Source organism: Shewanella inventionis (assembly GCF_019931735.1).
GTDB lineage: Bacteria > Pseudomonadota > Gammaproteobacteria > Enterobacterales > Shewanellaceae > Shewanella > Shewanella inventionis.
In genome coordinates, this window is the sequence record NZ_CP082926.1 from 4,418,841 (window position 1) to 4,432,007 (window position 13,167).

Annotated in this window: 13 protein-coding genes; 5 read left to right on the forward strand and 8 right to left on the reverse strand. The window is 40.8% G+C overall.

The features are described 5' to 3' along the window. Positions 1-328 precede the first annotated feature (328 nt). Positions 329-508, forward strand: a complete 180-nt coding sequence (locus K8B83_RS19830) for a hypothetical protein (RefSeq protein ID WP_188738886.1) — start codon at positions 329-331, stop codon at positions 506-508. A 32-nt stretch (positions 509-540) separates the two neighbouring features. Here the strand turns inward: K8B83_RS19830 and aroG are convergent, their stop codons facing one another. Continuing rightward, positions 541-1,596, reverse strand: a complete 1,056-nt coding sequence (aroG, locus tag K8B83_RS19835) for a 3-deoxy-7-phosphoheptulonate synthase AroG (RefSeq protein ID WP_188738888.1) — start codon at positions 1,594-1,596, stop codon at positions 541-543. A gap of 369 nt (positions 1,597-1,965) precedes the next feature. Here aroG and K8B83_RS19840 point away from each other — a divergent pair, with 369 nt between their 5' ends. Further along, complete coding sequence (locus tag K8B83_RS19840; protein WP_223418760.1) at positions 1,966-2,829, forward strand: substrate-binding periplasmic protein; 864 nt, start codon at positions 1,966-1,968, stop codon at positions 2,827-2,829. Between the two features lie 6 nt (positions 2,830-2,835). Here K8B83_RS19840 and K8B83_RS19845 read toward each other — a convergent pair whose 3' ends face one another. The 5 genes from K8B83_RS19845 to nrfA all read right to left on the reverse strand — a co-directional run bounded on the left by K8B83_RS19845 (position 2,836) and on the right by nrfA (position 8,053). After that, positions 2,836-3,948, reverse strand: coding sequence for a tetratricopeptide repeat protein (locus K8B83_RS19845; RefSeq protein WP_223418762.1), 1,113 nt, complete (start codon positions 3,946-3,948; stop codon positions 2,836-2,838). A 213-nt stretch (positions 3,949-4,161) separates the two neighbouring features. Further along, positions 4,162-4,482: a hypothetical protein gene (locus K8B83_RS19850; RefSeq protein ID WP_188738890.1), complete on the reverse strand. Its 321-nt coding sequence runs from the start codon at positions 4,480-4,482 to the stop codon at positions 4,162-4,164. A 233-nt stretch (positions 4,483-4,715) separates the two neighbouring features. Beyond that, entirely contained in the window at positions 4,716-5,966 is a 1,251-nt protein-coding gene (locus tag K8B83_RS19855) for an ammonium transporter (protein WP_188738891.1), read from the reverse strand. A gap of 9 nt (positions 5,967-5,975) precedes the next feature. After that, entirely contained in the window at positions 5,976-6,314 is a 339-nt protein-coding gene (locus tag K8B83_RS19860; RefSeq protein WP_160053502.1) for a P-II family nitrogen regulator, read from the reverse strand. A gap of 341 nt (positions 6,315-6,655) precedes the next feature. Then, positions 6,656-8,053 (reverse strand): ammonia-forming nitrite reductase cytochrome c552 subunit, encoded by a 1,398-nt coding sequence (gene nrfA / locus K8B83_RS19865; RefSeq protein WP_373284895.1) that lies wholly within the window; start codon positions 8,051-8,053, stop codon positions 6,656-6,658. A gap of 279 nt (positions 8,054-8,332) precedes the next feature. Here nrfA and narQ point away from each other — a divergent pair, with 279 nt between their 5' ends. Beyond that, entirely contained in the window at positions 8,333-10,051 is a 1,719-nt protein-coding gene (narQ, locus tag K8B83_RS19870; protein ID WP_188738893.1) for a nitrate/nitrite two-component system sensor histidine kinase NarQ, read from the forward strand. Further along, a complete protein-coding gene (locus K8B83_RS19875; protein ID WP_188738894.1) occupies positions 10,044-10,673 on the forward strand; it encodes a response regulator in 630 nt (209 codons plus the stop codon). The genes narQ and K8B83_RS19875 overlap by 8 nt, the downstream gene beginning before the upstream one ends. 59 nt (positions 10,674-10,732) lie before the next feature. Here K8B83_RS19875 and K8B83_RS19880 read toward each other — a convergent pair whose 3' ends face one another. Continuing rightward, positions 10,733-11,104, reverse strand: a complete 372-nt coding sequence (locus K8B83_RS19880; protein WP_188738895.1) for a YacL family protein — start codon at positions 11,102-11,104, stop codon at positions 10,733-10,735. Between the two features lie 189 nt (positions 11,105-11,293). Between K8B83_RS19880 and K8B83_RS19885 the strand changes: the two genes are divergently transcribed. Further along, positions 11,294-12,259 carry a zinc transporter ZntB gene (locus K8B83_RS19885; RefSeq protein ID WP_188738896.1) on the forward strand — a complete coding sequence of 322 codons (966 nt, stop codon included), beginning with the start codon at positions 11,294-11,296 and terminating at the stop codon, positions 12,257-12,259. A 128-nt stretch (positions 12,260-12,387) separates the two neighbouring features. Here K8B83_RS19885 and fkpA read toward each other — a convergent pair whose 3' ends face one another. Continuing rightward, a complete protein-coding gene (gene fkpA / locus K8B83_RS19890) occupies positions 12,388-13,146 on the reverse strand; it encodes an FKBP-type peptidyl-prolyl cis-trans isomerase (protein WP_188738897.1) in 759 nt (252 codons plus the stop codon). Between the last annotated feature and the right edge of the window lie 21 nt (positions 13,147-13,167).

Genomic DNA, 13,167 nt, shown 5'->3' on the forward strand with positions numbered 1-13,167 from the left:
ACTGCATCTTAGCAGTTATGGTTATCAGATTAATTACATTGTCTTATGAGAAGTCATTCTCTTATTAGACATTGGTCACATTCTACTTTATTAAAGCAAAAGACTCAGTATGCAATGTAATGTCACATACACAGCAGTACAACTTTAGACTTACTTTTTATGGATATGTATAATACATAACAACTACTTTTTAGTTTTTTTTCATCATTTGATGCTTTTAAACTCTAATTAGAGTTATTTCTGGAGATTTTATTTGATACTCTTCGGGTATAAAAAAGCGACTGTTTGCTTATTAGCAAACAACGATTTACAGTTTAAAGGATGCTTTATGTTGGATAGCACAAAAGGTCGTCAGTACCCACCATTACAACTAATACAAACTTGGGTATGGATGATGATCGAATCAGGGAATCCTGAATTACAAGATAAAGGCCGCAATAATCTTATTTCAGCCTTTGGAACCTTGGCAAAGGCTAATGAATATTTGGCCGAGCAGCTAAAAAAATAAGGCGCATTTGCGCCTTATTTTTTACCTAAATATCAGGCGTTTCTTCGCTGGATAACACTTTGATTTAATGTCGCCAGTAAGGTTTCAGTATCTTGCCAACCAATACATGCGTCGGTAATACTTTGCCCATAACATAACTCAACACCTTCAACTAAATCCTGGCGACCCTCAACTAAATGGCTTTCTACCATCACACCAAAAATTGAACGATTACCTGCAGATATTTGCCCAGCAACATCATCGGCGACTAACATCTGTTTCTTAAAGTCTTTACTGCTATTTGCATGACTAAAATCAATCATAATATTGTCTGCAAGACCAGACTTAACCAGCTGTGCAGAAATATCTTTCACATGTTCAGAGCTGTAATTTGGCTCTCTGCCTCCACGCAAAATAATATGGCAGTCTGGATTGCCTTTAGTTGATACAATTGCAGAGTGACCAAACTTAGTCACAGATAAAAAATGATGCGGCGCATTGGCAGCTCCAATCGCATCGATAGCGACTTTGATTGTGCCATCAGTGCCGTTTTTAAACCCCACAGGGCAAGACAAACCAGAAGAAAGCTCACGATGAACCTGAGACTCAGTAGTTCGTGCACCAATGGCGCCCCAACACATCATGTCTGCAACATATTGCGGGGTAATCATGTCTAAAAACTCGCCAGCTGTTGGCATACCATGTTCATTTAAATCTACAAGCAATTTACGGGCAGTTCTTAGACCGTCGTTTAACTGAAAGCTATTATCCATGTACGGATCATTGATTAAACCTTTCCAACCAACGGTAGTGCGAGGTTTTTCAAAATAGACTCGCATTACAATTTCTAATTGCCCTTTATATTGTTCACGCAATGCGACTAAACGCTGTCCGTATTCGAGAGCCGCAACAGGATCGTGAATAGAACAAGGACCAATAATGACCAACAACCTATCATCTTTACGAGTTAAAATTTGGTGGATATTGTTGCGAGCATTAAACACGGTTGCAGATGCATTTTCAGTTGCCGGAAATCGTTCTAAAATCGCAATAGGAGGCAGCAATTCTTTTATTTCGTCGATACGAATATCGTCATTTTGATAATACATAGTGGTTACAACTCCGGCAAACTACAATAACTCTGAATCCAATAGTTTGAAAACAGAAGATTTAATTCATAAATTGATATAAAAATGATTTGGCTACATCAGGAAAATGAACATGAATCTTCAATTTAACCAGTATCCATCGACAAATCAATCAAGTATTATTCATCACTGCCGATAACATGTAAGTGTGACTTAAATCGAGTATCCTTGATTTAAGAGTTCAATTTAACAGTCTTAGTGGGCCGCTCGATTTAGTGTCGACGGTAAATTCTTCGACACATGGCATATGTCATTTTTATCAACCCAATTTGCGTGCAACAAGGAAGTGAGCTACTCAATATACAAATAGCATCAGAAGGAAGTTAACGTTTGAAGTTTTGCCTTATTTTGTTACTCATTACACTTAGCTCGCCATTTGTTCAAGCCAAGACAAAGGTAAAAAATGAGGTCCTGTTATCAGAAAATACGCATCCATTAGTTGAACAGCATGCAGCACATTTTCAGCCGTTGCCATTTCCAGAACACATACAAATCAGTTTTTCTACAAGCAACAGTATTGCCCCCTATTTTTTTGAAGACAAACCACAGGGTGTGCAATATGAGTTATTAGTTGCAGCACTCAATCTCAGCGGGATCGCAATCCAAGAACTAGTACATGCGCCCAATTTACGAGCACAGCGCCTATTAAATACCAAAAAGGTCGATTGCATGATCAACACGCCCGACAACGTTGAAGGGATGTTTTATACACAAAGTTTAATTGAATACCAAAATAGCGTGTTTTCGCTGACAAAAAACCATTTAAAGATTAACGAAATCCAAGATCTCAAGACAATTTCTATCCTAGGGTTTCAAAACGCTAGACAATATTTAGGAGACGAATTTAAAGCCATTGCAACTGAGAATGCCAATTACAGCGAAATTTCAAACCAAAAAAGCCAAGTCGTTATGCTATTTAATGGCTATGTAGAATCGATTGTGCTCGAGCGACGCATTTTTGAATATTATCGCTATCAACTTAGACACAAACTCAACACCGCATTAGCTGTGACAGAAGTGGCACTGTTTGCCCCCGCTGAACGAAAAATTGCATGTCATAACCAGCAAACAGCAGCAATTGTCGACCAGGCAATAACAGTCTTAAAGCAATCCTATCAATATCAAGAGATCCTCAGTTTGGCTGAGCAACATAATTACCAACCCAATCAGCAATTCAACCAATTAACTCGATAATGGCTGTTAGCGCCGCATTGCCTGAAGTTTGCTCTGGTAGCGCTGCTTATTACTGACATCGCTTAATGCCAAGGCTCGTTTCAGATTTTTCTCTGCAAGGCGTTGCTCACCTGTAGCCCAATAAGCCCTCGATAATCCAAAATAAAACTCATGACGATAATCGGCTTTTTCAACAGCACGTTTATACCACACTAATGCATCCTGATACTGCTTATCAAAATAGGCTTGTTGAGCCATATCAAAATAATAAAAAGGATTATTTATTCGCGCCAGTTCAAGCACTCTATGCACTTGAGCCCATTCTTCTAAACGATCTTGCTCACCTAAAATGAGCGCCAAATTATACAAAGTAGATAAATCATTAGGGTCAACTTGTAACGCCGCACGATAAGCCTGCTCAGCTTCTTTACTGTAACCATTATGACGATAAATCACTGCAAGAGTATTAATCGCAGCTACATATTGAGGATCTAACTTAATGGCTTTTTTGACCAACGCATATGCACTGTCATAATCATTTTGAACCAATGCTTCGGCTGCAACATTGTTATAATACATTGCACTGAGTTGACGCTTGTTCACCTGTTTTTTCTTATACGCTCTTACCGATCGCTCTGGTAAAAAATCAACCAATAACTCTGAACCTCTCAAGAGTACAGTATGGGTATTTTCTGGCGGCATTAAACTTAAATTAACATGGCCATTCACCAAGAAAAATCCACCTCTGCGGTCCCAAACCGGCTCAACATCAATGTCATAAAATTCTACCGGCACATTAAGTACATCAGCCAAAGCAGCAGATAACACGACCAATGACATACAATTACCTTGTCGATTTAACGCGGTTTCACTGGCTGGACGAGTATAGTGATCACGGTACTCAAATCCACCAGTCTGGGCACCGATATACTGAGCTAGCCATTCATTAGCCAGCATATTTTGGCTTCTCAGAGTATTATCAGCCAAATATTGACGCCTAAACTTTGATACGAATGTTTCAGGTAATTGATATATATCATCGGTATCGATAGTCGATACCGGAGTAAAGTAATTATCGTAAAACAAGGTATTCACATCTATGCGCTGCACTTGAGATTGCGTGGATTGACAACCAGTCATGCAGATTAAAGCCGCAATGAAAAATATGGCAATTCTAAGTCCGTTTGGGAGTAGGCATAACGCCGTATTTGCAGTCCTGCTTGGGTGATTAAGCAACATAATTCAACCCTCAGTTAGAAACAAGCTATCTTAAAGCATAGTCAATAGACTGGTATTCAGCCACAAATGCACTGTTTTGGGGAGTATTAAGCAGGAGTAAAGAGGCCAACATAGCTAATGTTCTTGAGTCGGGTCTATCTCAATAAATAACTGCTGGTCTTGATATTGATAAGGGCGATATTGATGCTGACCGCAATTGAAGTACAAAAAAGCCCCTTTAACAGCAATACAGCTTAGGGGTAAAGATTGCAAAATGGATAACTGTTGTTGCTGACGCACAAGCTCTTGCCACTCATGTTGTTGCTGCAATTCGTCGCGAACTGCAAACGCATCAAACGGTTGCGATGATTTACGCACAACAACGCTGCCAGCTTCAGCTTGAGAGCTCATAAATAGCCCTATAATCAAAATAATCAATCCCAAACGATGTGACATCCCCCCCCTCCTAACATAGAATAAACACTTATGACATTATACCATCTGCACAGTAATGCGCGTGTTGCCACAAATACTCTTTAGTTTAGATAGGTATCAATTGAGATAACAACGGCGAATCGATACCCATTAGCACAAACGATGAGAGTTGACTTGAACAGAGCAGAGTTTCAAAACAGCAAAAAAAACAGAACCCAAAGGTTCTGTTTTTTTAGATTATCGCAAAGATGAGATTATCCAGCAGATTTAACACTCACAAATTCAGGGTAAGCATCAACACCGCAATCTGACACATCCATACCATTGTATTCTTCTTCCTCTGAAACTCGAATACCCATGGTCATTTTTAATACAAACCAAACAAGTAATGATGCTGCAAATACCCAGATAAAGATAACTGCTGCGCCATAAAGCTGACTGCCAAAGCTTGCATCTGCGTTAGATAGCGGAACTAACATTAGGCCTAAGAAACCTGCAACACCGTGTACAGAAATCGCACCCACTGGGTCATCAATTTTAATGCGGTCAAATGCAATGATAGAGAATATAACCACCGCACCGGCAACCAATCCAATCACGGCAGCCATTAAGAATGAAGGCGATAATGGATCAGCGGTAATGGCAACTAAACCAGCTAACGCGCCGTTTAAAATCATGGTTAAGTCGGCTTTACCCCAAACAACCTTACACACAATCAGCGCAGAGATCGCACCAAAAGCCGCTGCAGAGTTAGTGTTTACAAAGATTTTAGCCACTGCAGTTGCGTTTTCGGCATCAGAGACCAATAACTGAGAACCACCGTTAAACCCAAACCAACCCATCCATAAAATAAACATACCTAGCGTTGCCATTGGTAGGTTTGAACCAGGAATAGGGTTTACTTGGCCGTTAGCACCGTATTTTCCCTTACGAGCACCCAGTAACAACACACCTGAAATTGCAGCAGCTGCACCAGCCATGTGCACAATACCACTACCAGCAAAGTCAAAGAAACCGGCTTCTGATAAAAACCCGCCACCCCATGTCCAATAACCTTCAACAGGATAAATAACCGCAGTCATAACCACTGAGAATGCTAAGAAAGACCAAAGCTTCATACGCTCTGCAACTGCTCCAGAGACAATTGACATTGCAGTAGCAACAAACACAACCTGGAAGAAGAAGTCTGACTCTAGCGCATGGTCTGCGTCACTGGCTTGTGAGCCAATTAAAGAACCAAACGAGGGTAAAATACCGCCTTCAGTATTGTCCACATACATAATGTTGTAACCGACAAGCAAAAACATGGCGCAAGCGATCGAATATAAACATACGTTTTTAGTTAAAATTTCAGTGGTATTTTTTGAACGAACAAGACCTGCTTCTAACATCGCAAAGCCCGCTGCCATCCACATGACCAACGCGCCTGAAATCAAGAAATAAAACGTATCAAGTGCGAAACGTAATTCAGTGACTGTGAGTCCTAATTTTGTTAACTCTTCCATAATCGCCCCCTATAACGCTTCGTTATCAAGTTCACCCGTGCGAATACGGATGGCTTGTTCTAATTCAGTCACAAAAATCTTACCATCACCAATTTTGCCGGTATGGGCAGCGGTTGTGATAGCTTCAATTAACATTTCTAAGTTTTCAGCTTTGGTGGCAATTTCCAATTTTACTTTTGGTAAAAAATCCACTTGATACTCTGCACCACGATAAAGCTCTGTGTGCCCCTTTTGACGTCCAAAGCCTTTAACTTCAGTAACAGTCATACCCTCAATGCCCATGCCTGCTATGGCTTCACGGACATCATCCAATTTAAATGGCTTGATGATAGCGCTGACGAGTTTCATCTCGACCTCCAAAAGTGTGAAAAAATGTAGTTGTTATTGATTTGTGTATTAGCTAATTCAATCATCAGGCCACTTTTATTAATATATTGTTTTTAAATAAAAAACTATAAAACAGCTCTTTGAGTGTGTGCATAAAAGCACCAATACCGTGCATTTAAAAAACAACTACGCCTTATTTTGGTGCGATATAAAAATGGTTAAATGCCGCGTCAGCAATAAGGTTGGTAAAGCAGGATTAATTGAGTAAAGACGAGAAAACAAAAAAACCGCCCTATAAAGAGCGGTTTTGATTGGGGATAATTTATGAAATAAACAATCTAACTTTTATTTCGTAAACCTTATTACTTGTAGGTAGCTTCGCGTTTTTTGGCTTCTTCTTTCCACTTAGGTACAAGTGTCTTTTTGAATTCAGCTTTTTCAGCATTCATGGTTTTCATATCCATGCCAAGTGCTGCTTGCGCTTTAGCTTTAGTTGATGTGTCTGGGTAAGCGATTGGTTGCTTAACACCTTTGACTGCTAATAGCTGAGCTAACTTAACACGTGCATCTGCAGCTTTATCAACCGAAGTACCTAGAATACGAAGTGCTTCATCTGGAGCATGAGCGGTTACACCGTGTGATGCAGTCGCATAATCCCAACGCCATTGTGAATGACGAATATCCATAAGGATTGGCTTCATTTCAGCTTCAGTAGCACCGGCATCCCAAGCAGCTTTCGCTTCAAAGTGAGCTTTCACTAATTGTGCTTCAGCACGTGCTTTTAGCTCTTGAACCTTAGCTTTACGTTTATGAGTAATGTCTACTAAGAATTCTTTACTTTGTGTATGGCACGTTGCACAGGTTTCTTCGAAGCGATCAAATGGGTTACCCACTTTATGGTCAGTATATTTACGGCCTTTGTCGTTAGTCACTTTAGGCATATGGCAATCAACACAACTTACATTGTTTTGACCGTGAACACCTAACTGCCAAGTTTCATAACCAGGGTGCTGCGCTTTTAGCATTGGCGTTTTAGAAACCGCGTGAACCCAATCAGAGAACTCCATGCTGTCGTAGTACACTTCCATTTGTTCAACGGTAGTGCCCATATCCCAAGGGAATTTAACAAAGCCAGGACGCTCTGCTGTTTTTTCAAAATAGTACTCTACGTGGCACTGAGCACACACCATTGATTGCTTATCTTTACGAGAAGCTTTATCAAATGGGGTATTTAGTGTTGTCATTGCACGCTCTGCAAATGGACGAGACATGCGTAATTTTGGAGAGCCTTTTTCATGGCAATCTGCACAACCGAGTGCGTTAACAATTTCAGGGCCGCCTTTAGCCCATTTACCACTAAAGTAACCGTCTTCGCCTTGCTCTTCAATTACGCGAGGTACGTCAGGGCTTTTACAGCTCCAACAAGCCATTGGCATTGGGCCATCTTCCGCGTTTTTAGGTGCGCCAGTACGTAATGTGTTGGTCACATCCGTTACCGCGTACATATGGCCGCGAGGTGCGTTATAGTCTTTTGCGAAACCGTAACCAGCCCACAACACAACTAGGCTAGGTACTTGCTCCAACATATCAACAACTTCTTCGCTTTCTGCAGTTGCATGCCAGCTGTTATATTGATTTGAAAATTTATCTTTATAAACCTCACTACGAGGCTCAGTTTTATCACTCGCCATTGCGCCAGCAGCCATAAAGCTTGCTGCGATAACGGCACTGAGTGCAATTGATTTTGCGTTCATCTTCATCACCCTTTATCTCCGTGTTACATTATATTTAGTTTAATAACCACGACATCTCCAAGGTCAAAAGTAGCTATTAACCCCAAATTTATACATACCTCCAATGGGGTATAGAGAAGAAAGTTTGCGCCAGATCAACATGTAAACAGGATGTATCTCACAGTTCTGTAAACTTGCTAATGTAAAGCAGGCAAACCTAATGTAGAACACACTATTAGACAGGGGGCAGAAACCCTACTTTAGTCTGATGCTGATACTATTATTTACCAAGCAAAGTAGGATTTTATGTTTACTCGAGGCAGTCTCACCTCAACAATTTTAGGCTTAATGCTGTTGTTAATTTTATTATCGTCAAGCTTAGCGGTTTTTTCGATCGTGAATTTAACCTTCAGTCTTGGTGATGCTAAGGGGATAAATGCCTCTGGCTCTATGCGTATGCAAAGTTACCGCTTATTGCTATTTACCAATGCAGGCAGCATTAATACCCATGAAAAAATCGTCGAATTTGAAAACACCCTTAATTCAGATGCACTAAAAAGAACACTCGATTGGTATAGCCCTAAAGAGTTAAGCGACCAATACCTGCTAGTGATCGACAAATGGCAAGTTATGAAAAGCTATATAGAGGCTGGTGACGCCCGCCTTTATTCTGCTGCATTAAAAGACTTTGTCGATACCATAGATACACTAGTATTGAAAATGGAACTGTTTGCTGCATTTAAGCTAAAATTGCTAGTAATCGGCCAAATAATTGGGTTAATTATTTTATTAGCGATTGCTTTTGTTGCCGTGGTGTTTACCCGTAAACGAGTCGTTAAACCGCTGCAATTATTAATGGACAGCGCCGCGACTATCTCTAAAGGTAACTTTAAAGTTAAGATGCCTAAAACAGATTATATTGAACTCACAGCACTAGGTAACGCGTTACAGAAAACAGCATCAGAATTAGCCGATCTTTATGATGACCTAGAAGGGCAGGTTAACGAAAAAACCACTGCACTCACCCGAGCCAATAACGAATTGAGTTTTCTTTATGACAACCTCGTGATGCTTCATGCCGACAAACTTGACTACAGAGCATTGCAATCTGCTATCAATCAGCTCAAATACTATGAGGATTTAGATTATCTCAGATTAGTCATTAACCATGAAGACGGTTCAAATGATGTAATTAACGCTGAAGGTGGCTGGCCAACAAACAAAAATGAAATTAATTCGGTACACTTTCCACTGACGATAGAAGCCACACAACTAGGTTATTTGGACGTAATATCAAGCCAGACACTTAACCGGCAACTGTTTGAAAACTTTGCCATGATGCTAACCCGATCTATCACCATTCATAATGCCACTGAGCAACGTCAGCAATTAGCATTAATGGAAGAACGTGCGGTTATCGCCAGAGAACTACATGACTCGATTGGTCAGGTATTATCATTTTTAAAAATTCAGGTCAGCTTGCTGAAAAAAAGCCTAGTGTTAAGTTGTCGCAGCCCTGAAGTAGAAGCACAATTGGTGGAGATCAACGAAGGTGTCAGCACGGCTTATGTACAATTACGTGAGTTACTGTCTACATTTAGATTAACCATTAAAGAGCCAAATTTAAGCCAGGCTATTGAGGTAATGCTTGATCAATTACGGCAACAAACCGATGTTGACATCAAGCTAAATTACAAATTATCGGCGCATTTACTTGAAGCTAAACAGCATATTCACATTTTACAATTAATTCGCGAAGCGACACTCAATGCAATAAAACACGCCAACCCTAGTCAAATAGTGATAGATTGTCAGTTAACAGCCAATGGCATGATAACCATCGCAATATGTGATGACGGTATTGGTGTTTCGCATTTACAAGAACGCGACCAACATTTTGGTATTGGCATTATGCATGAACGAGCCAATAAATTAGATGGCGTAGTGTCATTTAACAGTAACAAGCATGGCGGTACCACCGTTACGCTCAGTTTTCCACCTCAACAGGAGCCTTTAAATGGGTAAGCCGTATTCCGTACTTGTTGTCGATGATCACCCTTTGCTAAGACGTGGTATTTGCCAACTGATCACATCAGACAGTGACTTTTTACTTTTTGGCGAAACCGGCACAGGTTTAGATGCACTCACAGCCGTAGCCGAGAATGAACCCGATATTATTTTGCTAGACCTAAATATGAAAGGCATGTCGGGCTTAGATACACTTAACGCAATGCGCCAGGAAGGCGTTACCGCAAGGATTGTCATTTTAACCGTCTCAGACGCAAAACAAGACGTTATACGCCTATTACGTGCCGGCGCAGATGGTTACTTACTCAAAGACACTGAACCAGACTTACTGCTTGAACAACTCAAAAAAGCCATGCTTGGTCATCGCGTTATAAGCGATGAGGTAGAGGCTTATTTGTACGAATTAAAAAATGCAGCAGATGATAACACCTGGATCGACAACCTCACTCCACGTGAATTGCAGATATTGCAAGAACTTGCAGAGGGTAAGAGTAATCGAATGATTTCAGAAGACTTGCACATCAGTGAAGGCACGGTGAAAGTCCACGTGAAAAACTTACTGCGTAAAGCTAACGCAAAATCGCGCACAGAAATGGCGGTCCGTTATTTAAACCAATAACACTTGCAGCCTACATTTTGTATAAAGTGATCCCCACTCAATTAAGTGTGGGGTAAGCTTTATTTCTGATTGATAAATGCTAACCAACTTTGTAATACAGACTCAAAATCTTCTAACCCGCAATAGGATTCAGATTCAGCATCATATAAATTCATTGCCTCATCTAAATCATAGTCTTCTTCAAAATCAATGACATTAGCAAATACCCTAACTTGTTCTGAATCGATATCAATCGTTAAATCTGCGCCAATATCACGCCAGTGATTTTGACTGCCTGCTTTAATCATAATAATTTGAGTGAGTATATGATTCGCCCGGCTGTTATCATCGCCAAGCTCTTCAGCAAACCATCTCCCCAGCACTTCATGATCCATACTAAACTCAGCAAAAACCGTTCCTTCTAGGCGGTTACGACGAAATTGGTATTCCATTATTATTGCTCTGTAATTTGCGTTCCCTCTATTTTAACCGAAGAAAAGCAAACCTGCTGCCAGTAATCTATTGCGATGAACTAAATGATAGATAACTATCCAGTTTTACCTGCCATGCTCGTTATACTTGGGCCAAGCTCAAAAATAGCGTAAATTGCTTCGATAGGCGAAAACGAGAGATCAAAAATAATGAACAAAGGTTTTATTTACAGCTTACTGTTAACTGGCCCCAATGCCGGCCAGTCACTTACCGAACAGCAAGTGGCTCAATGGCAGCCACAAGACGGGCTATTATGGTTACACCTTCGCTATCGTGAGCCCAAAGCGCGTAAATGGATCTTAAACTCAGGGCTAGAACGTGTTGAAACTGATACGTTATTGGCAACAGATACACGCCCTCGAGTTGTCAATTCAAACAAAGGTGTCTTGCTCGCACTACGCGGGGTTAATTTAAACCCCAACTCAGATCCTGAAGACATGGTTGCTGTGCGCATTTATGCTGAAGAAAACAGAATAATTTCAACCTGCGAACGTCAATTACAATCTGTCATCGATATTGCAGATGCCATCACCCAAGGCAAGGGGCCTATAGATACCGCAGCGTTCATCATGGCCATTTGTGAGCGCTTAACCCAGCGTAAAGTAGAGTTTATCGGCAAACTTGAAGAACAACTCGACGAGCTAGAAGAGCGCGTTGTCACTCAAGTGAACAAAACCTTGCGTACTGAAATTGCAGAACTGCGCAGGCAAACTGTAGTACTGCGTCGCTACCTTGCACCACAACGAGAAGCGTTTTCTCGAATGCTTCACGAGACCAGTGAGTTATTTGACGACAACGACAAAGTGCGTTTACGTGAAATCCATGAAACCTTAATTCGCGTTATTGAAGATCTCGACGCCATTCGCGACAGAGCCAGTGTGACTCAAGAAGAGCTGCAATCGCAGCAATCTGAACAAGTAAACCAGCGATTGTATTTTTTATCTTTAATCTCAGCAGTGTTTTTACCGCTCGGTTTTTTAACAGGCCTACTCGGTGTCAATATTGGCGGTATCCCCGGCGCAGAGACAAATTGGGCATTTGCAGCTTTCTGTGGTGGGTTATTTGCCCTTATCGCGTTACAAATGTATTTGTTTTATCGCCTAAAGTGGCTTTAATTACATAGCCAACAAAAGACTTTATGGATTGCAGACAACAAAAAAGGACGCTGGGCGTCCTTTTTCATTATCGCGTGTTGCAACTGGGCGCTAACCCAAAATACAAGCTGCACACACTATACAATCAATTATTTAGTTGCCGCTGCAGCTGCTGCAGCCGCTTTTTCAACTGATACAAGTTCAACTTCAAAAATCAAAGTTGAATTAGCTGGAATAGTCCCAGTGTCTCGCTCACCATAAGCTAGATCTGCAGGGATAACAAACTTGTACTTAGCACCAACAGGCATTAACTGTACGCCTTCAGTCCAACCAGGAATAACGCGATTAAGTGGGAACTTAGCGGTTTCACCACGCGCATATGAACTGTCAAACTCAGTACCATCAATTAATGTACCACGGTAATGTACTTCAACAGTGTCTTCTGCAGCAGGTTTGTCACCTTTACCGGCTTCTAACACTTCGTATTGAAGACCAGATTCGGTGGTGGTTACGCCTTCTTTGGCTTTGTTCTCTTCTAAGAATTTTTTGCCTTCAGCAATTGATTTAGCCGCTAATGCTTCAGCTTGCTCTAAACGCTTGTCGTTTAACTTTTTGTCTAGATTTTGCAATACCGTTTGCATTTCTTCTTCGGTTAATTGCATTTCTTCGCCTAAGCCATCGCTAAAGCCTTTGATAACCATGGTGCGGTCAACAGCAAAACCTAACTCTTCTTGCTCTTTAATATGACCAGACATGTACTTACCAATTGAACCACCCACACTGTATGCTTCTTTTTGAGCGTCAGTTGTTAGCTCTACTTTCTTTTGTGCAACGTCTTGTTCTTGGTTACATGCAGTCAATCCAACAACAGCTAATGCAACTAACGATAATTTGTAAATAGATTTCATTAAAGCTTCCTCAGCATCCTT

Coding starts and splice junctions, on each gene's coding strand:
- K8B83_RS19830 (WP_188738886.1), top strand. CDS start 329: ATGTTGGATAGCACAAAAGGTCGTCAGTACCCACCATTACAACTAATA.
- aroG (WP_188738888.1), bottom strand. CDS start 1,596: ATGTATTATCAAAATGACGATATTCGTATCGACGAAATAAAAGAATTG.
- K8B83_RS19845 (WP_223418762.1), bottom strand. CDS start 3,948: ATGACTGGTTGTCAATCCACGCAATCTCAAGTGCAGCGCATAGATGTG.
- K8B83_RS19850 (WP_188738890.1), bottom strand. CDS start 4,482: ATGTCACATCGTTTGGGATTGATTATTTTGATTATAGGGCTATTTATG.
- K8B83_RS19855 (WP_188738891.1), bottom strand. CDS start 5,966: ATGGAAGAGTTAACAAAATTAGGACTCACAGTCACTGAATTACGTTTC.
- K8B83_RS19860 (WP_160053502.1), bottom strand. CDS start 6,314: ATGAAACTCGTCAGCGCTATCATCAAGCCATTTAAATTGGATGATGTC.
- nrfA (WP_373284895.1), bottom strand. CDS start 8,053: ATGAAGATGAACGCAAAATCAATTGCACTCAGTGCCGTTATCGCAGCA.
- narQ (WP_188738893.1), top strand. CDS start 8,333: ATGTTTACTCGAGGCAGTCTCACCTCAACAATTTTAGGCTTAATGCTG.
- K8B83_RS19875 (WP_188738894.1), top strand. CDS start 10,044: ATGGGTAAGCCGTATTCCGTACTTGTTGTCGATGATCACCCTTTGCTA.
- K8B83_RS19880 (WP_188738895.1), bottom strand. CDS start 11,104: ATGGAATACCAATTTCGTCGTAACCGCCTAGAAGGAACGGTTTTTGCT.
- K8B83_RS19885 (WP_188738896.1), top strand. CDS start 11,294: ATGAACAAAGGTTTTATTTACAGCTTACTGTTAACTGGCCCCAATGCC.
- fkpA (WP_188738897.1), bottom strand. CDS start 13,146: ATGAAATCTATTTACAAATTATCGTTAGTTGCATTAGCTGTTGTTGGA.